Source organism: Mesorhizobium sp. M0152 (genome assembly GCF_040322415.1).
Taxonomy (GTDB): Bacteria; Pseudomonadota; Alphaproteobacteria; order Rhizobiales; family Rhizobiaceae; genus Mesorhizobium.
In genome coordinates, this window is sequence record NZ_JAMYTH010000035.1 from 1 (window position 1) to 25214 (window position 25214).

Below are 25214 nucleotides of genomic sequence, written 5' to 3' on the forward strand. Positions count from 1 at the left end.
GCGGCTGGGGCAAGTCGGTCGTCATCGGCGTCGCCGGTGCCGGCCAGGAGATTTCGACGCGGCCGTTCCAACTGGTCACCGGGCGCACCTGGATGGGCACCGCCTTCGGCGGCGCACGCGGCCGCACCGACGTGCCCAAAATCGTCGACTGGTACATGGACGGCAAGATCCAGATCGACCCGATGATCACCCACACGCTCAAGCTCGAGGACATCAACAAGGGCTTCGACCTCATGCATGAGGGAAAGTCGATCCGAAGCGTCGTCGTTTACTGAGCCCTGATGGACTATATCGCCACCTGGACCGCGAAGAAATCGGGCGCTTTGCCGGCCTGATGATTGTAAGAATTTCAGGCATGGGGCCGGACACGTTCCGGCCCCTGCTCGTTCTGGAGAGACGATGCCCGCACCCGCCATCTACGTCGACGCCGATGCCTGCCCGGTCAAGGGAGAGGTCGAAAAAGTCGCCGAACGCCACGGCGTCGTCGTCACCTACGTCTCCAATGGCGGCCTGCGGCCGTCGCGCGATCCGATGATCCGCAATGTCGTCGTCTCCAAAGGCGCCGACGCCGCCGACGACTGGATCGTCGACAACGCAAAACCCAATGACGTCGTGATCACATCAGACATTCCGCTTGCCGCCCGCACGGTGGCGCTCGGCGCGCACGTGCTTGGGCCAACGGGGCGTCCATTCACGCCCGAAACGATCGGCATGGCGGTGGCGATGCGCGACCTCAAGCAGCATCTGCGCGAGACCGGCGAAAGCAAGGGCTACAATGCCAGCTTCGCGCCGCAGGACCGCTCGCGTTTCCTCGGCGAACTCGACCGCATCTTGCGGCGGGCGCTCAAATCCGCCACACCGAACTGATCCGAACGCCCTCCAAGGCTGGGCCATGGCCACCGACACGTCGATGAAACCACCGATGCACCGGCACATGCAGTTCATGGCGGCCTTGTGCGTGGGCGCGGCGACCCTGGCGATCGCCCTCTTCTCGGGCGTGCCGGCTCCGCATTCGACTTCGATCGGCGCCAACGCGTTCTTCGTTGCATATCTGGCGCTGGTCCTGGCGCAGATGCCACGATTGAAGGCAGGCTATCTCAGCCATAATGCCCGCGACGCGGACCTTCCCCTGCTGGGCATCTTTGCCATCACTGTCGCCATCGTCGCTACCGCCATCTTCCTGCTGTTCAACGCCAAGGGCACCTCTCTGCTTTGGCTCCTGGTCACACTCGTTTCGGTGCCGCTTGGCTGGTTTACCATCCATGCGATGGCGGCAATGCACTATGCCCATGTCTACTGGATGGACGGCGATGTTTTCGATGACAAAACAAAGAAGAAGATTCCTGTCGGTGGCCTCGATTTCCCGGGCGGGAAACGGCCGGAGGGCTGGGACTTCCTCTATTTCGCCACCGTCATCGGCATGACCGCACAGACCGCGGACACGAGCATCACGACCTCGCATATGCGCCAGGTCGTGATGGTTCACTCGATCCTTTCCTTCTTTTTCAACACGGTCATCGTGGCCGCGGCGGTCAATCTCGCCATTAATCTCCGTTAGCCGTAATAAATTCGTGATCGGATGAAACATCGCTTTGGCTGGCGACGTATTGGGAGGAGAACGTTGAGCGCATGAGGCCGGCTCGAAGTCGGCCGACCGGGAGGCAGGAGCACGATGGAATCGGTTGCCAGGAGCCAATCAGCCGCCGGCGCGGACACAATCGCCCCAAACGGCGACACGCTGATCTACCGGCAGTCGCGCTGGACGCGGCTGACGCACTGGATCTGGGCCATCTCGCTGTTCTTCATGCTGCTTTCCGGCCTGCAGATATTCAATGCCCGCCCGCAGCTCTACATCGGCAAGCAGTCGGGCTTCGAATACAACAACACCATCTTCGCCATCGGCGCCGAGAACACCGACGCCGGGCCGCGTGGCTACACCGAGGTCTTCGGGCACCGCTTCGACACCACCGGCGTTCTCGGCTGGTCGGGGCCGGCAGGCCAGGAGACGTCCCGCGCCTTTCCATCCTGGGCCACGATCCCGTCCTACTATGATCTCGGCACCGCCCGGGTGGTGCATTTCTTCTTCGCCTGGATACTGACGACGACCTTGGTCGTGTGGCTGGTCGCCAGCCTGGCCAACGGCCATCTGCGCCGCGACCTGGCGCCCCGTCTCGATGATTTGAAGCGGCTGCCGCGGGATATCGTCGACCACGCCAGGCTCAGATTCCATCACAGGCGGGAATATAACACGCTCCAGAAGATGGCCTATGGCGGCGTGCTGTTCGTGCTGTTGCCGCTGATGATCATCACCGGCTTGGCGATGTCGCCGAGCATGAACTCGGTGCTGCCGTTCCTCAACGACATGCTCGGTGGCAGGCAGACGGCGCGCACCATCCATTTCACCGTCATGGTGCTGCTCGTCGCCTTTTTCGTCATCCATATCCTGATGATCCTGGCCGCTGGCCCCATCAACGAACTGCGTTCGATCATCACCGGGTGGTACCGCACGGATCCTCCCGCACAGGATGACGAGACGTCCAGGAGGAGTGCCTGACATGGCGAAGTTCGAGATCAGCCGCAGAAAATTCCTGACCGCCGCCAGCCTCGGCGCCTCCGGCATGATGCTGTCGGGTTGCGACGCCTTCGACAGCCAGTTGAGCGTCGGCAGCGGACTGCGCAGCTTCCTCGAAGCTGCCAATGGCCTGACATACCGCGCGCAGCGCCTGCTTGCTGGCCGCGACGCGCTGGCGCAGGAATTCACCGAGGCCGATATTCGCCAGCCGCAGCGGCCGAACGGCGTCACTGCACCCGACGACGACACCTACAAGGGCCTGCTCGGCAACAATTTCGCCGACTGGCGGCTGGAGGTTTCGGGTCTTGTCGAGAAGCCGCTGTCGCTTAGCCGCGAGCAGCTCCAGAACATGCCGAGCCGCACCCAGATCACCCGCCACGATTGCGTCGAAGGCTGGAGCTGCATCGCCAAATGGACCGGCACGCCGCTGTCGCTGGTGCTGGATCAGGCTGTGGTCAAGCCGCAGGCGCGCTACGTCATGTTCCATTGCCTCGACACGATCGACCGCAGCCTTTCCGGCGAGATCAAATATTATGGCAGCATCGACCTGATCGATGCCCGCCATCCGCAGACGATCCTCGCCTATGGCCTGAACGGCAAGCCGCTGCCGGTCGAGAACGGTGCGCCGCTGCGCGTCCGAGTCGAGCGCCAGCTCGGCTACAAGATGCCGAAATACCTCTACAAGATCGAACTGGTCGACGGCTTCGCCACTGTCGGCGGCGGCCGCGGCGGCTACTGGGAAGACAATGGATACGACTGGTACGGCGGGATTTGAGACTCAGGCATAACACGCCAAATCAGTGGTTTGACCAAAGTCTTTCAAGCGACCCCAAAGTCTTTCAAGCGACCCAAGGTCCTTCAAGCTACCTTGTCGAGCAGCGGTTTCAGCGCCGGGTGGATTTCCGGCGAGGCGTGCTTGATCAGTGTCAGCAGCGTGCGTTCATTTTCGTGCAGCGGCCGGTCCGCCCCGATATGCTCGATCAACCACCTCGCCTCGCCGGCGTCGATCGTCTCCGCGCGGCGGGCCAGCGCCGCGGTCGCCCTGTTCTTGGCTTCCCACTCGGCCTCGATGTCATCCGGGGACCGATAGGCTTCGATGACGCCGGCAAGACCGCCCGAGATCATGCGGCTGAAGAAGCCGCCGATTTCGGGATCGGCACGATCGAGGAAGGAATCACGGCGAAGCGCCACCTCGCGGGTCGGCGCCTCGTATCCGGCCGAGCACATGACGAAATTGGCGATCGCCTTGACGAACAGATCGTTCCAGGACGGATCGTTGCTGGCCTGGGCGGTGCGCTCATTGATCCTGAACAGCACCTCGGCCTCGGCGCGAGTGATTGCGATGTTGCCGTCGCCGCCATGGGCATGCAGGATCCGGCGCAGCAGCTCGACCTCTGCCTTGGCGATCAGCCCGGGCACCAGCGCACCACCCAGCATCAGCGGCCCCTTGCCGTCGACGACTGCGTGAGCCACCTGCTCCAGAGCGTAGACGCAAAGCCGGCTCGGCGACGATTTCGCCTCCTCCAGCACATGGACCAGCAATTCGAGTTCGGTCCGGCTGTCGACCATGCCGTCGCGCGAGATCGTGCGAACCAGCCAGTCGGCATTGTCCTGCGAAATGTAGCCTTCCGGCTTTTCCTGGTGGATGATGTAGTCGGTGACCGCCTCGACGAAGAATTTAGGCCATTCCGCGCATTTGTCCCGCGCCGTCGCGTCGAGCGCGAACAGCGCCTCGGCCTCGCCGCGCGTCACCACGCCGTCGCCGAACACCTCATGACGCAGCATCGCCACGTCCTCCGCGGTGATGCGGGTTTTCGAGGTCAGCCCCGCCACCGGCGCACTCATGATCAATTCGCCCATTTGCCGTCCCCGTCCGCTGCCGGCAAACACCGGCCCCAAAGCGTCACACCTACCGATATATCGATAGTGTCTTGAAAAACCGGCAAACGGCGTGGTTAGCGAAGACTTGTCAGCCAATGCATGTCGCCCAAAAAGTGTGCAGCGGTTTTTAGGAGAACCACATGCATCAAAGCTGTCGTTGACAGGTGACAATGTGTCGTCGACGGGCTATGGATGGCGCGTCGAGGGCTCATGTTTTGAGTCCTACCTGTTTGCGGGAGAGAGCAGCGAAAGCTGTCGCCGAAGGGGAAATCGCCCGAAATCTCTCAGGCAAAAGAACCGTAGACGGGAAAGACACTCTGGAAAGTCGGGGCTTGCCCCCGCGCCGAAGGTGTAAGCGCCGCTGACAGAGTTCCGGCTGCGCGAGTCTCTCAGGCTTCAGACAGAGGGGCACGGACTGGTCGCCATTCGCGACCGATTGCGTGCGACTCTGGAGATGACATGACGGGCGACGACACCAAACACCTTCCCCTCGAAGACATCCACATGGCCGCCGGTGCGCGCTTTGGCGCGTTCGCCGGATGGTCGATGCCGCTGACCTATCCGGCCGGCGTCATGAAGGAACACCTTCACACCCGCGAGCATGCCGGCCTGTTCGACATCTCGCACATGAAGCTGTTCGAGGTCAGCGGACCGGGTGCAGTCGCGCTGCTCAACCGCGCTTGCCCGCTGGATGCCAGCGCACTCGAAACCTCGCAATCCAAACTGTCCTTCTTCCTCAATGAAGCAGCCGGCATTCTGGACGATCTCATCGTCACCCGCCTCGGCGATATCAGGTTCATGGTGGTCGCCAACGCCGGCAACGCCACCGCCGACGAGAAGCATTTGCGTGCCCTGGCAGTCGATTTCGATGCCGGGATCGAGTCGCTCGACCGCGTCTTCCTGGCCATCCAGGGTCCCGAAGCCTGGGCGGCGCTTTCGCGCGCCGGCATCGAGACCGGCTCGCTGCTGTTCATGCACGGTGTCGAGCCGCGCGAAAACTGGTTCATGAGCCGGTCGGGCTATACCGGCGAGGACGGCTTCGAGATCGGCTTGCCGGAGGCTGATGCGCGCGATCTCGTCGCGAAGCTGCTTGAAGATGAACGCGTGGCGTGGATCGGCCTTGCCGCCCGCGACAGCCTGCGCCTGGAAGCCGGGCTCTGCCTGCACGGCCAGGATCTCACCGCGGAGATCGATCCGGCGAGTGCTGCGCTGATGTGGGCGATTCCCAAGGACATCCGCGCCACTGGTTCTTTTGTCGGCGCCGACGCGCTGCGCGCCATACTGGAGCGCGGTCCTTCTCAAAAGCGCGTCGGATTGAAGCCCGAGGGCCGTCAGCCTGTGCGCGCCGGTGCAGCGCTGTTCGACGCCGGCGGCAATCCCGCCGGCCATGTCACGTCAGGCGGCTTCGGCCCTTCGGCTGGCCATCCCGTCGCCATGGGCTACGTCGCGACGCCGCTGGCAAAGCCCGGAACACGGCTTTTCGCCGACGTGCGCGGCACGAAAATTCCTGTCGACATCAGTTCCCTGCCCTTCACACCGCATCGCTACCGCAAAGGATAATCTCCATGGCAACAACCTATTTCACCGCAGATCACGAGTGGCTCCGCGTCGAGGGCGGTGTCGCCACCGTGGGCATCACCGACTACGCGCAGGAGCAGCTCGGCGATCTCGTCTTCGTCGAACTGCCGGAAACCGGCCGGAAGCTCGCCAAGGGCGACACCGCCGTCGTGGTCGAATCCGTCAAGGCTGCTTCAGACGTCTACGCGCCGGTCGACGGCGAAATCACCGAGGCCAACGGCACGCTGGCGTCGGACCCGTCGCTGGTCAACTCGGCCGCGACCGGCGCCGGCTGGCTGTGGAAGATGAGGCTCGCCGACGAAACCCAGCTCGCCGGCCTCATGGATGAAGCTGCCTACAAAGCCCATATCGGCTGATATCAGGACTTATTGACATGACCGCAGCACCCTACCCCTTCTCGGCCCGCCATATCGGCCCGAGCCTCAACGACACCAGAGCCATGCTCGCCGCCATCGGCGTGCCCTCCGTCGAAACGCTGATCAGCCAGTCCGTGCCGAAGTCGATCCGGCTCGACCGGCCGCTTGCCCTGCCCGCACCGGCGAGCGAAGCGGAAGCGCTGAGCGAGCTTTCGGCGACGATGGCCGGGAATACGGTGCTGAAGAGCTTCATCGGCGCCGGCTATCACGGCGTCCATGTGCCGCCGGTCATCCAGCGCAACCTATTCGAGAACCCGGCCTGGTACACGGCCTACACGCCCTATCAGGCCGAGATCAGCCAGGGCCGCCTCGAAATGCTGTTCAATTTCCAGACGCTGGTCACCGAGTTGACCGGCCTGCCGGTGGCCTCGGCCTCGCTGCTCGATGAAGCGACCGCCGTGGCCGAGGCGGTCGGTATCGCGCTGCGCCACCATCGCGACAAGCGCACCAAGGTGGCGCTTGCCGGCACGCCGCATCCGCAGACGCTGGACGTGGTGCGCACCCGTGCCGAACCGCTCGGCATCGAGATCGACGGCGAGACGATCGACGACAACACCGCTGCCTTGCTCGTCTCCTGGCCCGACACGTTTGGCGTCTATGGCGACCACAAGGCGGCGATCGACAGGGCTCGCGCGACCGGCGCGCTGGTCGTCTTCATCGCCGACCCGCTCGGCCTGACGCTGACCGACCCGCCGGCAGAGCTCGGCGCCGACATCGCTGTCGGTCCGATGCAGCGCTTCGGCGTGCCGATGGGCTTTGGCGGCCCGCACGCCGCCTATTGCGCCGTCTCCGACAGGCTGACGCGGCTGATGCCGGGTCGCCTCGTCGGCCAGTCCACCGACAGCAAGGGCCGGCCCGGCTACCGGCTTGCCTTGCAGACGCGCGAGCAGCATATCCGCCGCGACAAGGCGACCTCCAACATCTGCACCGCACAGGCGCTGCTCGCCAATATGGCGACCGCTTACGCCATCTGGCACGGCCCCGCCGGATTGCAGGCGATCGCCGGGCGCATCCACGCGCTGGCCAACCGTCTGGCAAGCGGCCTCGATGCGGCAGGCGTATCAGTCGTCGGCGCCAGCCGCTTCGACACGGTGACGGTGGAGGCGAAGGGCAAGGCCGCGCAGATCGCCGCCGCGGCCGAAAAGACCGGCCGGCTGCTGCGCGTTATCGACGCCGACCATGTCGGCATCAGCTTCGACGAGACCTCGACCGATGCCGACCTCGACGCCATCGCGGCCCTGTTCGGCGCCAAGGCGGGTGCCCCGGCCGACAGCACGGTACCCGGCAAGCCGCGCGGCAAGGAGTTTCTGACCCAGCCGGTCTTCCACGAAAACAAGTCGGAAACCGACATGATGCGCTTCCTGCGCCGGCTGGCCGACAAGGACCTGGCGCTCGACCGCGCCATGATTCCCCTGGGATCCTGCACGATGAAGCTCAACGCCGCGGCCGAGATGATGCCGGTGAGTTGGCCTGAAATCGCCAATCTGCATCCCTTCGCGCCATCAGCGCATTCGGCCGGCTATCGCGCCATGATCGGTGAACTGGAAGGCTGGCTGTCGGAGATCACCGGCTTCGATGCCGTCACCTTGCAGCCCAATGCCGGCAGCCAGGGCGAATATGCCGGGCTGCTCGCAATTCGCGGCTATCACCGCTCGCGCGGCGACAACCACCGCACCGTCTGCCTGATCCCGTCCTCGGCGCATGGCACCAATCCGGCGAGCGCCGCGATGGCCGGCATGAGCGTCGTCGTCGTGCGCTGCACCGAGGACGGCAACATCGACATGGACGACATGAAGGCCAAGGCGGCCCAACACGCGCCAAACCTCGCGGCGCTGATGTTCACCTATCCGTCGACGCACGGCGTGTTCGAGGAAGGCGCGCGCGATCTCTGCGGCCTGATCCACGAGCATGGCGGGCAAGTTTATTTCGACGGCGCCAACCTCAACGCGCTGGTCGGGTTGGCCCGTCCCGGCGACATCGGCGCCGACGTCTGCCATATGAACCTGCACAAGACCTTCTGCATCCCGCATGGCGGCGGCGGCCCCGGCGTCGGCCCGATCGGCGTCAAGGCGCATCTGAAGCCGTATCTGCCCGGCCACGTCACCGAAGGCTCGGCTCATGCCGTCTCGGCGGCCCCCTTCGGCAGCGCCTCGATCCTGCCGATCACCTGGATGTATATCCGCATGATGGGGGCGTCCGGCCTCAAGCAGGCGACCGAAACGGCGATCCTGTCCGCCAACTATGTGGCGACGCGGCTCGGCGCGCATTTCCCGGTGCTCTACAAGGGCAGGCACGATCGCGTCGCGCATGAGTGCATTCTCGACACCCGCGTGCTCAAGGACAGCGCCGGCATCAGTGTCGACGACATCGCCAAGCGCTTGATCGACTACGGCTTCCATGCGCCGACCATGTCGTTCCCGGTCGCCGGCACGCTGATGGTCGAGCCGACCGAATCCGAGCCCAAGCGGGAACTCGACCGCTTCTGCGAGGCGATGATCGCCATAGCGGGCGAAGCGGCGAAAGTGGCCAAGGGCGAATGGCCCTTGACCGACAATCCGCTGGTCAACGCACCGCACACCGCCGCCGAGGCGCTGGCCGGCCAGTGGATCCATCCCTATTCGCGCCTGGAAGCGGCCTATCCCGCCGGCGATGCCGACACATCAGCAAAGTACTGGCCGCCGGTATCGCGCATCGACAACGTCGCCGGCGACCGCAACCTGGTCTGCTCCTGCCCGCCTCTGTCGGATTATCTGGGAGCCGCAGAATAGTCTTTTTGGACTACGCCGAACGCAAGGCCGGCTCGGCCTTGCCCGCTCCCGTGCGGCTGACGACGCAGTTTCGCCCGGCGCGCTTGGCGGCGTAGAGCGCCGCGTCGGCCTCGGCCAGCACCTCGTGGAGCGTGCTGCCGTCGGCCGCGCCAAAGCCGATGCCGCCGCTCACCGTGCTGCGCAACGGACCGTGCTGGGTGGCAACGATTTCAGTGCCGAACGCAACGCCGATCTTGCTGGCGAAATCGTAGGCCCGCTCTTCCGTCATCCGCGACATGACGATTGCGAATTCCTCGCCGCCGAGGCGAAAGGCATCGACACCGGTCCTGGCATATTTCTTGATGACCGCGGCGAAGCGGCACAGAACCTGGTCCCCGACCGGATGGCCGTAAATGTCGTTGGTCCTCTTGAAGTGGTCGAGGTCGAACATGACAACCGACATGAACGGACCAAACGTCCGCTCGCCATAGAGCGACGTCAACCCGCGCCGGTTCATCAGCCCGGTCAATGGATCGGTCATGGTCTCTGCCTTCAGTTCGATCTGCGCCTGCAGATGATGGAGGGAGAGCGTCAATGCACCGAGGCCGGTCATGCAAGCCACCGCCACGACCGAATTCAGCCGTTCGGCCCAGTTGTCGGGCGCGGTCGCGAGTGTCCACTGCCCCTTGGTCAGCAGGACCAGCGCGCAAAGCGCGAACGATAGCGCGCAGGTGCCGCTCAGAAACGAAACCACCAGCAGGATCCGGCGATCGTGACTGCCATTGACCCAGAACATGGCGCCGATCGCCGACAACAGTGCAGTCACAGTGGTGTAGGTGACAATGAAGCCAACTCCATCGAAGCCCAGCAAGGTCACGGTCGCGCAGACGAGCATGGCAACAAGCGTCGGCAAGACGACACGCCTGTAATCCGGCACGCCGAGATACTGCATGGTCGACAGGCAGATGATCAGGAACCCCAGGCTGAGCAGTGCAAGCGCGATCTGGCAAAGCAGCGGATCAGGCTCCCTGGTGTAGCGCCAGAACAGGATCACATGCGCGACGAGCACGAGAATGCCGCATGCCACCGTCAGGACGAAGCCTGCCCGCGGCGCGGTGAGCCAGATCGCGAACATGGTGATGCTGAGGCAGGTGCCCGACAGCGCAGCCGCGAGCAGAAGCGAACTGAAGTCCAACATATCAGGCGAGGGCCCCTTAGAGCATCTTGCAACCAAGCGGCGGCGCGTGGCGTAGCAGAAATGCGGCTAGAACAAATAGATAGAGCGGGATGCCGGGTTCAATTCATTTGCGTCCGCTCCAGCGTCGGCGGTTGCGCTGCATTCTAGGTCAGCGACAGCCCTCGAATGTCATTTTTCAGCGGATCTTTCGGCTCAACCTGCGGATAGGGTTTACAAAGCGTCGATGGCAGCTGTCCCGAAAACAATCATGGCGGGCGCCGGCAGCGGACGACATCAACCCCTGTTCAACAGGGCCAGGTTGGCGTTGACGACGGTAGCGTCGGCCATGCCGGCTTTCGCTTCGAGCAGCAGCACCCTGGCTTTCTTCCTGTTGCCGCGCAACAATTGCGAATAGCCCATATTGTTGACGATCTGCGGCTTGCGGCCGGCGACCTTCAGCAGCTGGTCGTAGGCGCGGTCGGCAAAGTCGAAGCGGCCGAGTTCGTCATAGGCGGCGGCGAGCCCCATCCAGGCTTCGGCGTTGTCGGCCTTCAACTCGACGGCCTTGCGGAAATGCTGTTCGGCGAGGCCATAATTGGCGTCGCGAAACTGCGCCTTGCCTTCGGTCAGATCGGATGCGCTGACATCCCCGGCCGCTGGCTGAATGGCCGTGGTCTTGGTCGTATCGACAGCGCTGGTCGAGCAGCCGGTGACCATAAAGACGGCAGCTATCGCGACGGCCGCCGCCGTGAACCTCGTGTGACGCATGCCCTGCCCCGTCGCCCGATTTGCCGGGTCGTTCTTCAGGAAGGACATTACATCCGAGCGATTAAGCTTCGGTGCCGAAACGCGCTTAAATTGGGGCTTCGAGCACACCAGCCATTAACCAGTGGGCGCGGGCCGCAGCTATGACAACCGTAGTGGCGGCATGGCTGCAGGAACATGGTGCCATCGCGCGCACGGCGTTCGAGCGAAGCCTGTTTCCCGAAGACCCCTGCGGCAAATACGCTGGCCGCGTCACTCCGGTTCCAGGCCCTTGAGCCCCGCCGGAACCGTATACCGGCTGCCGTCATAGCGCAGCCGATAGGTTTGGCTCACGGACTTGCCGGGATGGGACTGGCACTCGCCAGTGTTATCGGGCAACGGATTGTCGGTATCCATCCGTTCGACCACCGTGATATCGTGGTAGCCATCATGTTTGGCCGGGCTCATCGCCAGACTCACCTGACTGGTATGGAAGGATCCGGCGCAATTGGTATCGCCCTCGCCGCCATTGCCGGCCACGACCAGGCCATCGAGCACCATCCGCAAGGAATCGCCGTCGACGGCATAGAGCCGCAGGTCGGTCTCACTGAAGGGGTTAGGCAGCGAATTGTTCGCCATTTCGATGCGCAGGCCGAAGGCGGAGACATCGGGCGCCAGCGCATACCGGCCGGTATCGAGTTCCACCTTGCGGATGGCGATGGCATCATCATTCATCAGCCCGGGCTGCAGCAGGCGCTGGCGCACCTTGCGGCTTTTCCGGTCGACGACCAGAAGCTCGATATCGCCGGCATGCGCGTAATCGCTGGGTTGGGAACTATCCATCAGCGGCACCGCAACCAACAGCAGATCGTCATGGGCGGGCCAGATCTTGCAGACCAGCCCCGGCGAGTCGCCATATGCAGACGTCAGGGCGATGCTGGTGTGGGGTTCGAGCGTGAACGAGGCGCCGTCGGCGTTCTTGCGGGCCTTGGGATAGGCTTGCTGCACCAAAGCGGCGGCATCGCCGCAATCGCTTCCAGCGGCCTGGGCGGGCGACAGGCTGATGAACGCGAGGCTGAGGAAGGTAGGCAACAGAATTCGCATGGGATTCTCCCGTCGTAACGCAGGCAGCCTGCCCATTGCAGGCCGGCATCACCTGAATACCAGCGCAGCCTAGTGGGCGCCCGTCAGTTTGACGATGATCGGAATGATCGCGATCATCAGCACCACCGGCAGGATGCAGACCGTGACCGGCACCGACATCTTGGCCGGCAAGGCGTGTGCCTTCTCCTCGGCCAGCGACATGCGCTTGTGGCGCATTTCATCGGAAAAGACCCGCAGCGCACCCGAGAGACTGGTGCCAAGCTCCTTCGACTGCTGCAACAGCGTTGCGAACGAGCGAACCTCATCCAGGCTCAGGCGCTCGGCCAGCGCCTTCAGCGCATCGTCGAGGCTGCGCCCCGCCCTCAGTTCCAGCGACACCAGTTGCAGGTTTTGGCTGAGCGCCGGATAGGTCTTGGCGAGTTCCTTCGAGACCCGTTCGATGCCGGCCTCCATGCTCATGCCGGCATCCGAGCAGACGATCATCAGGTCCATGAAATCGGGAAAGCCGTTGCGGTATTCGCGCATCTTCTCGCGCACCTTCTGCGTCAGGACCAGACCGGGCAGGAAGTAGCCGGCCACGCCTGAAAGGGTGACGAATGCCCAGCGGCTGGTCATCGTCGCGTCGGGGCTGGCCATCCAATGATTGACGACAAAGGCGCCGGTCGCGGCGCCGACGAGCGCCGCAAAACGTATCAGGAAGAACATGCCGACCGCGCGCGGCTCCATGTAACCCGCCAGGATCAGCTTCATGCGCAACCGGGCGACATTTTCCGGGTCGCTCTTGGCGTAGAACTCCTGCGCCCGCTTCACGGCCTTCTCGCGCACGACGTTTGAATTCTTCTTCTGCACCGGCTCGGGCTTCGCGGCCACGGGCGCGTCGACCTTGAGCCGGCGCTTGACGTCGTTGCGGTCGCCCTTCGCCACCACCATCGGCCAGGCAACCGCGACGGCGCCCGCGACAAGCATCAGCATGGCCAGAGGCACCAATGAGGTGGGTGCGAGCGAGGCGAGAAATTCGACCAGGGCCCGCATGTCAGAACCGGAAATTCGACATCTTGAACATCATGAGATTGCCAAGCATCAGCCAGGCGATCGATCCGCCAATCAGGTACCAGGTCTTCGGTTCATCCCAGACATCGCGGTAGAAGGTCGGCATCAGCGCCATGATGGCGGCAAACAGCAGCGCCGGTATCGCCGTCAGGATGTAGGCCGACATGCGGCCTTCGGTCGAAATGGCGCGCACCTTGCGGCGCAGCTTGCCGCGCTCGCGGATCGTCAACGCCAGGCCGTCCAGGATCTCGCGCAGATTGCCGCCCGAACTGGACTGGATCGAGACGGCGGTTATGAACAGTGGCAGATCCTCATGGCCGACCCTGTCGAACAGCGAATTCAACGCCGTGACTAGATCGGAACCATACGTGACCTCATCGGCGATGACGCCGAATTCGGTGCCGATCGGATCGGGCATCTCGCGCGACACCATGGCGATGGCCACCGGCACCGGATGACCGGCCTTCAGGCCGCGCGTAATCAGTTCGAGCGCTTCCGGCAATTGCATGCCGAACCGCTTGAGCCGGCGCTTGCGCTTGAAGCGCATCGCCATGACAGGCAGCACCGGCACCAGCACGACAAAAAGCACAAGTCCGACAAGCAGGGACGAACCATACGAGATGGCGAGCAAGGCCACGGCCATCGCCACACCCGAGGTGATCATCAGGAACTTTGACAACGGCATGATCATGCCCGATTGCGTGCGCAGGGCGCGAAACCGGTCCGGCGAGAACAGCGAGGTGCCCGCATCGAGGCCGCGTTCCTTGCGCAGCTGGATCAGCACCTGCTCCTGGCTGATCTTGTTTTCCTGCAGTTTCATGCGCCGGTTGATGGCGGTACGCTTGTCGCTGCGGCCGGCATAGAGAAGATAGCAGGCCTCGGCGACCATGATGCCGGTCAGCGCGGCCCCGGCATAAACCACATAGATCGCGCTGAACCCGTCCAACACCTTGGCTACTCCTGCGGCCGGCCGGGTTCGAAATAGCGTCCGGGAAACTCGATGCCCATGGCGCGCAGATCCTCCAGGAAGCGTGGCCGAATGCCGGTCGCCTCGAAATACCCAAGAATCCCGCCATCGGCATCCATGCCGGTGCGCACGAAGCGAAATATCTCCTGCATCTGGATGACGTCGCCTTCCATGCCGGTCACCTCGGCGACGCTCGTCACCTTGCGCTTGCCGTCGGAAAGCCGGGTCAATTGGACGATGATGTCGATGGCGCTGGCGATCTGGCTGCGGATCGACTGCACCGTCATCGGCATGCCGGTCATGCCCAGCATCTGTTCGAGGCGCGAAATGGCATCGCGCGGCGTGTTGGCGTGGATCGTCGCCATCGATCCTTCATGGCCGGTGTTCATCGCCTGCAGCATGTCGAATGCTTCCTCGCCGCGGCACTCGCCGAGAATGACCCGGTCGGGGCGCATGCGCAGCGCGTTCTTGACGAGGTCGCGCTGCTTCAGCTCGCCATGGCCTTCGATGTTGGCGGGGCGCGTTTCCATGCGCGCGACATGCGGCTGCTGCAATTGGAGTTCCGCCGCATCCTCGATTGTGATCAGCCGCTCGTCTTCCGGAATGAACGCCGACAGCGCGTTGAGCATCGTCGTCTTGCCGGTGCCGGTACCGCCGGAGATAATCGTCGTCTTGCGGGCATGAACCGCCGCGGCCAGCACTTCGGCCATATTCTGGGTGATGGCGCCGAATTCGACCAGCTTGTGCAGGCCGAGCTTGTTCTTGGAGAATTTGCGGATCGATACCAGCGGCCCGTCGACGCCGACCGGGCGGATGGCGGCGTTGAAACGCGAGCCGTCCAGCATGCGGGCATCGACCATGGGCTGCGATTCGTCGACGCGGCGGCCAACCGCCGCGACGATTTTGTTTATGATTCTAAGCAGATGCGCCTCATCCTTGAACGGAATATGGACCTGCTGGAGCTTGCCTTTCTTTTCGATGAAGCAGTTCTGATGGCCGTTGATCAGGATGTCGTTGATCTCGGGATCCTTGAGCAGCGGCTCGAGCGGACCGAGGCCGACCATCTCGTCCACGATGTCGTCGACCAGCGCATCGAGTTCGGCGGTGTTGATCGCCATTCGTTCCTGGCGGGTTTTTTCCGACACGAAATCATGCACCTGCCGGCGCATCTCGTCCTTGGGCAAGCGCTCCAGCGCAACAAGGTTGATCTCCTCGAGCAGCAACCGGTGAATGCGCACCCGGGCATCGAGCACCTTGTTGGCGTTCTTCGCCGGTGCTGCCTCAGCCCTTGCCGGCGACGTTTTTCGGTTGCTCGGGATGACGACCGCATGCGCGACCGGCGTTGATTCCGCCGGGCGCTGCGGACGGGCGTCGCGGTTCTGCAGCGTGGAAAAACGGCTGGTCATCCGGCCCTCCTCTTCAGCAGGCCTTTGCCGATGCTGAACAGCGACCTCGACTTGCCGCCGATCGAGACCGCCTCTTCCGGAAGGATGATCTTCTTCAGATCGTTGACGACATTGGCGTTCGGATCGATCTCGTGCAGCGGCACGCCGCGATCGACCGCCTCGCGCACCAGCCGGTAATTGTTGGCGATGCCGCCGACGAAATGCTCGCCGAGTATCTCCTGGACGTCCGCCTGCTTGATGCCGTTGTCGAACATCTTCTGTTCGAAACGGTTGACGATGACGTTCGGCTTCACTTCCTTGCCCGCGGTCTCGTAGACCGCCTGGATCAGCCGCTGCGTGTGGCGCAGGCACGGCACCGTCATTTCGGCGACGATATAGAGCTTGTTGGAGCCGAGCAGCACCGTCTCCGTCCATGGAAACCAGGTACGCGGCATGTCGATGACGACATTGTCGAAATAGGCCGAGACGAGATCCAGCATGCGCACCACGACATCGGTCTTGAACGAGCGCATTTCCGCCGGCTGCGTCGGCGCCGCCAGAACACAAAGTCCGCTGGCGTGCTTCGACAACATGACGTCGAGCAGTTGCCGGTCCAGGCGTTCGGGCTGGTTTTCGATCTCGGTGATGTCGAAGCGTGGTTCCAGATCGAGATACTCGGCGCAGGCCCCCTGCTGGAAGTTGAGGTCGACGACGCATGTCGAGGCGCCGCGCGTTACCGAATGATGCAGTTGGAACGCCGTCTGCAAGGCCAGCGTCGTGGTGCCTACGCCGCCCGCGGCCGGCATGAAGGTGTAGATCTGCGATTCGGTGTTTTCCTCCCGCCCGGGCCCCTGCAGTGCCCGTACCACCGAGCGCACGAGGTCGGCGGTGGTGATGGGCTTGACCAGGAAATCCGCGACCTTGAGCTGCACCAGGATGCGCGCCGCGGCGGCGTTGAACTCCTGGGTGACGACCACGACCGGCACCTTGCCCTCCAGCCGGCGCATGACGCGCTGCAGGGCGTCGATCTCGTCCAGCCTTGCCGCATCCATGTCGACGATAATGGCGCCGAAGTCGGTCTCCTGGATCTCACCGCGCAATTCGGTGAGATTCTTGTCCACCGTCGACAGCTGGATAACCTCGGAGGCGGCGAATGCGGTCCGCGTGTCCTGCACGAAAGTCCCGTCGGTCGATACGAGCAGGATCTTCTTGGTCTTGATGCCGTTTGCCATTCTGCCTGCCTGTCGGTCGTCGCCTGTTGGATTGTCCGTTAAATCAGTCGCTTGTGGAGGACTGCGATGCCTTCGCGGCAGCCGCCTGGTCGGGCGTGACGGCAGCGGCGTTGCCCCGCTGCGCGGGCACAAGCAGCCGCGTGTTCTGGACGCCGTATTTCCAGGGATCGACCATCTGCATGACGGTGTTGGCGGCCTGCGCGTCACCAGCGCCGGACGTCATCCCTTCGCTGCGCACATAGTCATCGCTGGTGCAGCCGGCGGCGAAGCCGGCAAAAAGCAGGGCGATGCTCGATCTCAAGACCATACGCATGGCTTCAATCCTTCGGCAGGTCGAGGAAATGACCGGCCGTGGTGGCCGCCGCGGGCTGCGTGACACGGCCATCGGCCAGCGCGACGGCACGGCCGGCATCGGAGCCCTTCACTTCCTCGGTGTTGTTGAGGAAGTAGTCGACATTGCTGGCCGGCTGGGTGCCGTCTGTCGGCTCCGCGAGCTTCTTCGACGGATCGACAGGCTTAACCAGATAGGGTGTGACGATGATCACCAGATCGGTCTCGCGCCGCTGATAGGATTTCGACGAGAACAGCGATCCAAGCACCGGCATCTTGCCGAGGCCGGGAATGCGGGACGTGGTGATGTCATTTTGCGATTGCAGCAAACCGGCGATCATGAAGCTCTGGCCGTTCTTCAGGTCGACCGAGGTCCTGGCGCGGCGAACGATGAAGCCGGGCACCGAGATGGTACCGATATTGTAGGAGGCCGACGCGTCGATCGAGGAAACTTCCGGCGCGATGTCGAGGCTGACCAGCCCGTCCTTGAGCACGGTCGGCGTGAAATCCAGGCTGACGCCGTATTTCTTGTAGCTGACCGAGATCTTGCCGTTCTCCTCGGAAACCGGGATCGGGAATTCGCCGCCGGCCAGAAAGCTTGCCGTCTCGCCGGAACGGGCGATCAGGTTCGGCTCCGCCAGCCGACGGGCAAGGCCCCGCTCTTCCAGCGCCTTGATGGCGATGTCGATCGAGACGCCATTCGACAAAAGTTTGCCGATGATCTCGCCTGTCCCTGCCGCCGTTATTGACCCCGCGGGCAACGCAACATTGCGCCCACCGATGCCATAGGCGAAATTGGCGGCGTATTTGGCGCCAAGGTCCTGGCTCGCCTGGCGGTTGATCTCGACGAAGCGGACGTTGAGCTGGACTTGCTGCGACGACGAGATGTTGACCGAGTTGATCACTTCCTCGGTGCCGGAAAAGCGCGTCGCGATCTTGTTTGCCTTTTCGGCGGCGACCGCGTCATCCGCCTCGCCCGACAACACGACGCGGCCATTGGCCGAGCCGACCTTGATCCTGGCGTCCGGCACGCTGGCGCGGATGGTGTTCGCCAGTTGGTCGGTGTCGAGCGTCACCTCGATGTCGACGGTGCCGACGAGCTGCTTGTTCTCGTCGAATAGCGCGATGCCGGTGGTGCCGAGATTGTTGCCGAGCACATAAAAGGATTTGTCTGTCAGCGGATTGACGTTGGCGATCTCCGGATCGCCGATGACGATCTGGTAAAAGGCCGCACTGGTCATGATGGTCTTGGGCTTGCCCTTGGCGACCTTGATCGACGCATTCCTGGTCGACGAGACATGGACGACGTCATTGTCCGCCTTGGCGGCGCCGGCGAAGGCGAGCAAGCCGCTGGCGGCCAGTGAAATCGCCAGGGCACGCACGAAACGCGGCCGGCTTGCCATTCGATATTGAAGTTGCCTGAACATTGTTCCCGTCCCGTCCGGTCCCCACCGGTCCTGCTCTGGTCCACTCAGGAACCTGATATTCCTATTTCTGGTCCCGCGCAGGAACCTGATATTCCTCGGCCTTCGTGCCACGCGTCACGATGACCGTCTTGAATTTCGGTTTCTCCGGCTCCTTGGTCATCGCCTCGAACAGCGAGCCGGCCGCGGCCTGGGCCTTGGCTGCCACCGATCCGCCGAAGGAAGAGATGGTGGTGACGCCGTCCTTGCCCTCGCCGCCTTCGCTGGCGGAGCGAAGCGACAGCGACAGCGTGCCGACGGTGCGGGCAAGCGCAACTTTCTGCGCACCTTCGGTCGTCACCTCGAGGGTCACGGAGTTGGCGACCTGGGGCGTCGTCTGGCGCTCGTCGGCGCCCTGCCCGACGCTGAGCACCTTGGCGTCGGCGACCACGATCTCGGAGGTTATCGTCGAACCGGCCGCCCCTTGCGCGTTCTTGGCCACTTCCTGGATTTCGCCGGCATCGCGCGTCAGCACGACATCGACACGGTCGCCCGGCGTGACGAAGCCGCCGACACCGGCGATCTCGTCGGTGCGGATGGTCACCGCCCGCATGCCGGGCGTCAGCATGTTGGAGAGCGTCGCGCGGCCGTTCAGCCCCGACAATTTGGTGAGCAGCACCGGTTCGTTGACCTCGATCGGCGACAGCACCACGCGGCCGCCCTCCCCGAGCAATCCGTCGATGGTGGCAAAGGCGCCCTGCGGCAGGGAATCCTGCGGCCAGGGGATTTCGTTGAGCTTGGCGCGCTCGAGTTCCATCCCGTAGCGCAATGGCGCATTCGCGACCACGATGGTCTTGAACTCGATCGTGGGCGCGGCCGGAGCGGCGATCGACGCGGTTTTCTCCTGGGCATCGGCCTTGGCCTGGCTCTTGACCCAGAAATCCGCGGCAAAGATCGAGATCGCGCCGAAAACGGCGGCGATGCCGATCATCGTAATGGCCTTGCCCCTCACGCCGAAACCCCTGATGCCCGTCGTTTCTTGTTATGTTGGAGGTCACGCTAGGCGGCATTGTTAAAGAATCAGGAATCCCGCGCGGCGGTGTCAGAGCTATTTCGGCCCGCTTGGTTATCGAATGGTTTTAGGATAAGAGGAGGTAAATCCCCGAACGTAACAGGAACCTCCGTCGCCTGGCGCCGAAAAGCGTGGCAGTATCGGCGAGTGATTCGCAGCACCGGACCCTATGGCAGGCATGGACGACAACAACGATCTTTTCGGCAGTCTGGAGAAGCAGCCGGCTCGCACGCCGGCGCGCCCGGCGGATCCGCTCGTGCAAGCCACGAAGCGTCCTGCCGCGATCAAGGATGGCAGTGAAGGCTACAGCGCCGCCGACATCGAGGTGCTCGAAGGTCTCGAGCCGGTGCGTCGCCGGCCAGGCATGTATATTGGCGGCACCGACGACAAGGCGATGCACCATCTCTTCGCCGAGGTCATCGACAATTCGATGGACGAGGCGGTTGCCGGCCATGCCACCTTCATCGATGTCGAGCTTTCGGCCGACGGCTTTCTGACCGTCACCGACAATGGCCGCGGCATTCCGGTCGATCCGCATCCGAAATTCAAGAAGCCGGCCCTCGAAGTGATCATGACGACACTGCATTCGGGCGGCAAGTTCGACTCGAAGGTCTATGAGACATCGGGCGGCCTGCACGGCGTCGGCGTCTCCGTCGTCAACGCGTTGTCCGACCATCTCGAGGTCGAAGTCGCGCGTGGTCGTCAGCTATACCGCCAGCGTTTTTCGCGCGGTATCCCGGTGAGCGGTCTGGAGCACCTTGGCGAGGTCCATAATCGCCGCGGCACCAAGACCCGCTTCCACCCCGACGAGCAGATTTTCGGCAAGGGCGCGGCCTTCGAGCCGGCGCGCCTCTACCGCATGACGCGTTCGAAGGCCTATCTGTTCGGCGGAGTCGAGATCCGCTGGACCTGCGATCCCTCGCTGATCAAGGAAAAGGATCAGACACCGGCTAAGGCGGAGTTCCATTTTCCCGGCGGCCTGAAGGACTATCTCAAGGCCTCGCTCGGCGACGAATTCCAGGTGACGCGGGAAATCTTCGCGGGAAAAAGCGACAGGCAAGGCGGCCATGGCTCGCTCGAATGGGCAGTGACCTGGTTCGGCGGCGACGGCTTCATCAACTCCTACTGCAACACCATCCCGACCGGCGAAGGCGGCACCCACGAGGCCGGCTTCCGCAACGTGCTGACGCGGGGGCTGCGCGCCTATGCCGACCTCGTCGGCAACAAGCGCGCCTCGATCGTTACCTCCGAAGACGTCATGATCTCGGCTGCCGGCATGCTGTCGGTGTTTATCCGCGAGCCTGAATTCGTCGGCCAGACCAAGGACAGGCTGGCGACGATCGAGGCGATCCGCATCGTCGAAACCGCGATCCGCGATCCGTTCGATCATTGGTTGGCCGACAATCCGCAAGAGGCCTCGAAACTGCTCGAATGGGTGATCGCGCGTGCCGACGAACGCGTCCGCCGCCGCCAGGAAAAGGAAGTGTCGCGCAAGAGCGCGGTGCGCAAGCTGCGCCTGCCCGGCAAGCTCGCCGACTGCACGCAAAATGCCGCCGCCGGCGCCGAGCTCTTCATCGTCGAAGGCGACTCGGCCGGCGGCTCGGCCAAGCAGGCGCGCGACCGCGCCAGCCAGGCAGTGTTGCCCTTGCGCGGCAAGATCCTCAACGTTGCCAGTGCCGGCAACGACAAACTGGCCGCCAACCAGCAGATATCGGACCTGACCCAGGCGCTGGGCTGCGGCACGCGCTCAAAATATCGCGACGAGGATTTGCGTTACGACCGGGTCATCATCATGACCGACGCCGACGTTGACGGCGCCCACATCGCCTCGCTGCTGATCACCTTTTTCTATCAGGAGATGCCGGCGCTGGTGCGCGGTGGCCATCTCTATCTCGCGGTGCCGCCGCTTTACTCGATCCGCCAAGGCGGCAAGGTCGCCTACGCCCGCGACGACGCCCACAAGGACGAGCTTCTGCGCACCGAATTCACCGGCCGCGGCAAGGTCGAGCTCGGTCGCTTCAAGGGCCTAGGCGAGATGATGGCCTCGCAGCTCAAGGAAACCACCATGGACCCGAGAAAGCGCACGCTGCTCAGGGTCGATGTGATCGATGCCGAGGCAGCCACCAAGGATGCGGTCGACGCGCTGATGGGCACCAAGCCGGAGGCGCGCTTTCGCTTTATCCAGGAACGCGCCGAATTCGCCGCGACGGAAGTGCTGGATATCTAGCCGCCAGCCGGTCTAGCCTGCGCTTCTGATGCGGAGACCAGCATGTGACCTGGGCACGGCTGAAAACCTATTTCGAGACGAGGCTCAGTGGGTTGACGCAGCCGACGCGCTCGGACTGGATTTTTGCCCTGCGCACCGTTTCGGCCGGCCTGATCGCGCTTCTGGCCGCCTATGCGCTGAAGCTCGATCATCCGCAATGGGCGATGATGACAGTGTTCATCGTTGCCCAGCCGGTTGCCGGCATGGTGCTGGCAAAGGGGTTCTACCGGTTGCTCGGCACGCTTGCCGGCGGCATCGCGGCGATCGGCATCACCACGGTGTTTGGCCCCAATCCCTGGGTGCTGGTGACGGCGCTTGCCGTCTGGATCGGCATCTGCACCCTCGTCTCTTCGCTGCTGCGCAATCCCGAAGCCTATGGCGCCGCCCTTGCTGGCTACACCGCGATGATCATCGGTCTGCCCGCCTTCGGACAACCGCATCTCGTCGTCGACCTCGCGGTCGCGCGCTGCGCCGAGATCGTGCTCGGCATCGTCTGCGCCGGCCTGACCAGCCGGCTGATCCTGCCCAAACTGGCCAGCGACGCCATCATCTCGCGGCTGAAACGCTGCATTCTCGATCTCGCCACCTATGCCGGCGGTGCGTTCTCCGGCGGTGACCCGGCAACGCTTTCCGGCCTGCATCGAAAGCTCGTCGCCGACACCCAGACGCTTGGCGAAATGCGCGCCTACGCCAGGCTCGAGGCGCCAAGCTTCGCGCCGCGCGCGCATCCGGTACGCCGCACCATCGGGCAACTGCTTTCGGCGCTGTCGGCGGCACGCGCGCTGCATGCGCACGCAGCGCCGAAAAACGCGGCACTTATTCCGGTGCGTTCGGAGTTGCAGGCCCTCGTCGGCGAACTGGCAACCAAGCCCGGCGCATTGAACGATACGTCGCCGTGGATAGCACGGCTCGACGCGATTGCCGGCAAGGCCCGGCAAATGCCCGATGCCTCCGCCGATCAGGGTGACGACAGGGTCGGCACCATCACTCGCCTCATCATCGCCGCCGATTTCGCCGAAGCGCTAAAACAGGCGTTGCGCGGTCTCGATGCCTTGCGCGCGCCTGTCACACGCCCGACCCGCGACGGCAGGCAGCCGGCGTTGGTGGTGCACCGCGACTACCCCGGGGCATTCCGCAACGCCGTGCGCGCCGCCCTGGCCACGTTGCTGGTTGCCGCCTTCTGGCTGACGACGAAATGGTCGGAAGCGGCCGGCACCGTCATCCTCGTCGCCGTCGTGTCGAGCCTGTTTGCCGCTCGCCCCGACCCGGTGCAGGTGTCCTGGGGCTTCTTCAAGGGAACGCTGCTGGCGTTCCCCTTTGCCTTTCTGGTCGGCCAGGTCGCGCTCCCCGCCCTGCCCGGTTTCGGCTGGTTCACACTGTTTGTGGTGCCGATCCTGGTGCCGGCCGCATTGGCCATGGCCAATCCGCGCTTTGTCGGCGTGGCGACGGCCTTCGCCATCAACTTTCTCGCCTTCCTCAGTCCGCATCAGGCGATGACCTACGACCCCGGGCCGTTTCTCGCCGGCTCGGCGTCGATCCTGGTCGGCATCCCGCTCGCGATCGCCGTTTTCATCGTCGTGCTGCCCGCCGACCCATCGCGCGCCGCCAACCGCATCGTGCGCGCCATGCGCCAGGATCTGGCGCGGCTTTGCCTGCACGAGCGGGTGCCCAGGCGTTCCGCCTTCGAGAGCCTCGCCTATGACCGGATCAACCAGTTGATGCCGCTGGTGCAGAATTCCGGGAGAAAGGGCGAAGCGGTTCTGGGTGGCGCCGTCGCCGCCGTCACGGTCGGCCTGGAAATCCTGAGGCTTCGCAGCCCAAGCCAGGACCACGCGATTCCATCCGAGACCGCACTTTCGATCACTAACTTTCTGAGAGGACTGGCGCGCGAACTGCTCTTCCACGCCCCCGGTGATCCGCAGACGTCGACCATCGCCGTCGCCCGGCAGTATGCGGCAGGCATTGCTGAGCGCAACGGCACGGCCGAATTACTGCAAACGGCCGCATCGCTGCGCATCATTGCCGCGGCGATGGAAGATTTCCCCGATTTCTTTGCGAGGTATAAAGGCTAAGCAGCGGCGATCGCCAGCGCATGATCTCGAGCATTCTCGCGCAGCGCATCGAGATGGATCGACTTGACCAGGGCGGCGAGATCGCCTTCCGCGGACTGCCCGCCCAGATCCTTGAGCATCAGCCAGCTGACTTCCTGGACGCCTGCGACGCGCTTGCCGTTGGCGACCTCACGCCAGATCTTCAGCGCGCGCAGGATGATGGCGTGCGTGGCGGCGGCCAAGCCGGCGCTGCGAAACAGCGCCTGCAAAGCCACGTCGTGCCCGCCGGCCAGCAGCGTTCTCACCCGCTGCCCGGACTGCTGGCTGAGCGCGACCAGCGCCGAGCCGAAGAAATCGACCTTGCCATGCGCGATGGTGCGGATGAGGAAGCTCGCGGTGAGATCGCCGCGCAGCCTGAGATGCTCGATGAGCGCGGCATGCTCTTCCCGGCGCGTGCCCTCGATCAGCGTCACCGAAGCTTTGACGCAGGCGTCCCGCATGAGGCGGTCGGCGCGTGCGGCCCCCATCAAGGCCATGACCAGTGGTGAGGTCTTGAGCGTCTCGCCGAGTTTGACGAGAAGCATGTGCCGGCAGTCGGCCGGCAGGCGGGCGTCCGATATCAGCGCCTCGCGGACCGGCGGCAGATGCCCGTGGCGTTCGGCCATGCGGCGGAAGCTCAGCGAGGCGATATCGGCGCCGCTATTGGCCAGCAACACCGCGCAGGCTTCCGCCTCGCCGACTTCGGCAATGGCCGCCGACAACGCCATCGAGACGAGCGGCCGGTCGGCGATCAGCTTCTGCGTTGCCTTCTGGCTCGCCGCCACGCGGTTGATCAGGTCGGCGTCGGTGAGCAGCGGCGAACGCGCCAGCACCATGCCGGCGACTTCCGGCTGGTCGGAGGCCAGCACGCTGATGATCTGCGGCGGTGCGTGGTGGCTCATGGAGAGCGCTTCGGCCATCGCCAACCGCACCTTCGACGAGGCATCGTCGAGCAGCAGCGTCAGCGCCGCTTCCGCCGCGCAGCGGTCCTCGAACGGCATGTCGGCATCGACATAGGCTCGGGCCAGCGCGCTTGCCGCGGCGGCTCGCTCCGATACCCTGGCCGTGTATATCCATTTCAGGAAATGCGAAACAACAACCATGCCCGCCTGCTAACGCCCCTTGCCAGAAGCTTTCTGACCCCGTTGAAGACGGTACGCAGAAATGGTTTACGAACGGTTCACCATGTTTATTAACTGG

Annotated in this window: 21 protein-coding genes, 1 pseudogene and 1 riboswitch; of the genes and pseudogenes, 10 read left to right on the forward strand and 12 right to left on the reverse strand. The window is 63.8% G+C overall.

What is annotated here, in order from left to right:
* The 5 genes and pseudogenes from NKJ26_RS26305 to NKJ26_RS26325 all read left to right on the forward strand — a co-directional run.
* Positions 1-275, forward strand: a pseudogene (locus NKJ26_RS26305) (S-(hydroxymethyl)glutathione dehydrogenase); the annotation flags it as partial.
* A gap of 124 nt (positions 276-399) precedes the next feature.
* Positions 400-867: a YaiI/YqxD family protein gene (locus tag NKJ26_RS26310; RefSeq protein ID WP_352698174.1), complete on the forward strand. Its 468-nt coding sequence runs from the start codon at positions 400-402 to the stop codon at positions 865-867.
* Between the two features lie 25 nt (positions 868-892).
* On the forward strand, positions 893-1558 hold the full coding sequence (locus tag NKJ26_RS26315) for a DUF1345 domain-containing protein (protein ID WP_352698176.1): 666 nt from the start codon (positions 893-895) through the stop codon (positions 1556-1558).
* A 114-nt stretch (positions 1559-1672) separates the two neighbouring features.
* Entirely contained in the window at positions 1673-2554 is an 882-nt protein-coding gene (locus tag NKJ26_RS26320; protein ID WP_352698178.1) for a cytochrome b/b6 domain-containing protein, read from the forward strand.
* Between the two features lies 1 nt (position 2555).
* Positions 2556-3347 (forward strand): molybdopterin-binding protein, encoded by a 792-nt coding sequence (locus NKJ26_RS26325; protein WP_352698180.1) that lies wholly within the window; start codon positions 2556-2558, stop codon positions 3345-3347.
* A gap of 83 nt (positions 3348-3430) precedes the next feature.
* On the opposite strand, the gene NKJ26_RS26330 is transcribed toward NKJ26_RS26325, so the two are convergent.
* A complete protein-coding gene (locus NKJ26_RS26330) occupies positions 3431-4432 on the reverse strand; it encodes a hypothetical protein (RefSeq protein WP_352599058.1) in 1002 nt (333 codons plus the stop codon).
* Positions 4433-4676: 244 nt separating this feature from the next.
* Positions 4677-4763: riboswitch (glycine riboswitch) on the forward strand.
* A 149-nt stretch (positions 4764-4912) separates the two neighbouring features.
* On the opposite strand from NKJ26_RS26330, the gene gcvT reads away from it, so the two are divergent.
* From gcvT to gcvP, 3 genes are read left to right on the forward strand one after another with little or no spacing between them, the layout of a single operon-like run.
* On the forward strand, positions 4913-6013 hold the full coding sequence (gene gcvT / locus NKJ26_RS26335; RefSeq protein WP_352698182.1) for a glycine cleavage system aminomethyltransferase GcvT: 1101 nt from the start codon (positions 4913-4915) through the stop codon (positions 6011-6013).
* Between the two features lie 5 nt (positions 6014-6018).
* A complete protein-coding gene (gene gcvH, locus NKJ26_RS26340) occupies positions 6019-6387 on the forward strand; it encodes a glycine cleavage system protein GcvH (protein WP_352698184.1) in 369 nt (122 codons plus the stop codon).
* 17 nt (positions 6388-6404) lie between these two features.
* Complete coding sequence (gene gcvP / locus NKJ26_RS26345) at positions 6405-9215, forward strand: aminomethyl-transferring glycine dehydrogenase (protein WP_352698186.1); 2811 nt, start codon at positions 6405-6407, stop codon at positions 9213-9215.
* Positions 9216-9225: 10 nt separating this feature from the next.
* Here gcvP and NKJ26_RS26350 read toward each other — a convergent pair whose 3' ends face one another.
* From NKJ26_RS26350 to cpaB, 10 genes are all read right to left on the reverse strand, one after another.
* Entirely contained in the window at positions 9226-10392 is a 1167-nt protein-coding gene (locus tag NKJ26_RS26350) for a GGDEF domain-containing protein (RefSeq protein ID WP_352698188.1), read from the reverse strand.
* A gap of 273 nt (positions 10393-10665) precedes the next feature.
* Positions 10666-11139: a tetratricopeptide repeat protein gene (locus NKJ26_RS26355; RefSeq protein WP_352698190.1), complete on the reverse strand. Its 474-nt coding sequence runs from the start codon at positions 11137-11139 to the stop codon at positions 10666-10668.
* A gap of 249 nt (positions 11140-11388) precedes the next feature.
* Entirely contained in the window at positions 11389-12255 is an 867-nt protein-coding gene (locus tag NKJ26_RS26360; RefSeq protein WP_352698192.1) for a PA3715 family protein, read from the reverse strand.
* Positions 12256-12288: 33 nt separating this feature from the next.
* Entirely contained in the window at positions 12289-13251 is a 963-nt protein-coding gene (locus tag NKJ26_RS26365; RefSeq protein WP_352698194.1) for a type II secretion system F family protein, read from the reverse strand.
* Between the two features lies 1 nt (position 13252).
* Positions 13253-14218, reverse strand: a complete 966-nt coding sequence (locus NKJ26_RS26370; RefSeq protein WP_352698196.1) for a type II secretion system F family protein — start codon at positions 14216-14218, stop codon at positions 13253-13255.
* Positions 14219-14223: 5 nt separating this feature from the next.
* Positions 14224-15642, reverse strand: a complete 1419-nt coding sequence (locus NKJ26_RS26375; protein ID WP_352698197.1) for a TadA family conjugal transfer-associated ATPase — start codon at positions 15640-15642, stop codon at positions 14224-14226.
* Positions 15639-16853: a CpaE/TadZ family protein gene (locus NKJ26_RS26380; RefSeq protein ID WP_352698199.1), complete on the reverse strand. Its 1215-nt coding sequence runs from the start codon at positions 16851-16853 to the stop codon at positions 15639-15641. The genes NKJ26_RS26375 and NKJ26_RS26380 overlap by 4 nt, the downstream gene beginning before the upstream one ends.
* Before the next feature lie 43 nt (positions 16854-16896).
* Positions 16897-17166, reverse strand: coding sequence for a hypothetical protein (locus tag NKJ26_RS26385; protein ID WP_352599036.1), 270 nt, complete (start codon positions 17164-17166; stop codon positions 16897-16899).
* A gap of 4 nt (positions 17167-17170) precedes the next feature.
* On the reverse strand, positions 17171-18586 hold the full coding sequence (locus NKJ26_RS26390) for a type II and III secretion system protein family protein (RefSeq protein WP_502903203.1): 1416 nt from the start codon (positions 18584-18586) through the stop codon (positions 17171-17173).
* Between the two features lie 85 nt (positions 18587-18671).
* Positions 18672-19598, reverse strand: a complete 927-nt coding sequence (gene cpaB / locus NKJ26_RS26395; RefSeq protein ID WP_352698203.1) for a Flp pilus assembly protein CpaB — start codon at positions 19596-19598, stop codon at positions 18672-18674.
* A gap of 238 nt (positions 19599-19836) precedes the next feature.
* Here cpaB and parE point away from each other — a divergent pair, with 238 nt between their 5' ends.
* The gene (gene parE, locus NKJ26_RS26400) at positions 19837-21885 is read left to right on the forward strand and encodes a DNA topoisomerase IV subunit B (RefSeq protein ID WP_352698205.1); all 2049 of its coding nucleotides are present in this window, start codon (positions 19837-19839) and stop codon (positions 21883-21885) included.
* 44 nt (positions 21886-21929) lie between these two features.
* Positions 21930-23996: an FUSC family protein gene (locus NKJ26_RS26405; RefSeq protein WP_352698207.1), complete on the forward strand. Its 2067-nt coding sequence runs from the start codon at positions 21930-21932 to the stop codon at positions 23994-23996.
* Here NKJ26_RS26405 and NKJ26_RS26410 read toward each other — a convergent pair.
* Positions 23993-25117 carry a DUF2336 domain-containing protein gene (locus NKJ26_RS26410; RefSeq protein WP_352698209.1) on the reverse strand — a complete coding sequence of 375 codons (1125 nt, stop codon included), beginning with the start codon at positions 25115-25117 and terminating at the stop codon, positions 23993-23995. The genes NKJ26_RS26405 and NKJ26_RS26410 overlap by 4 nt on opposite strands.
* Positions 25118-25214 lie beyond the last annotated feature (97 nt).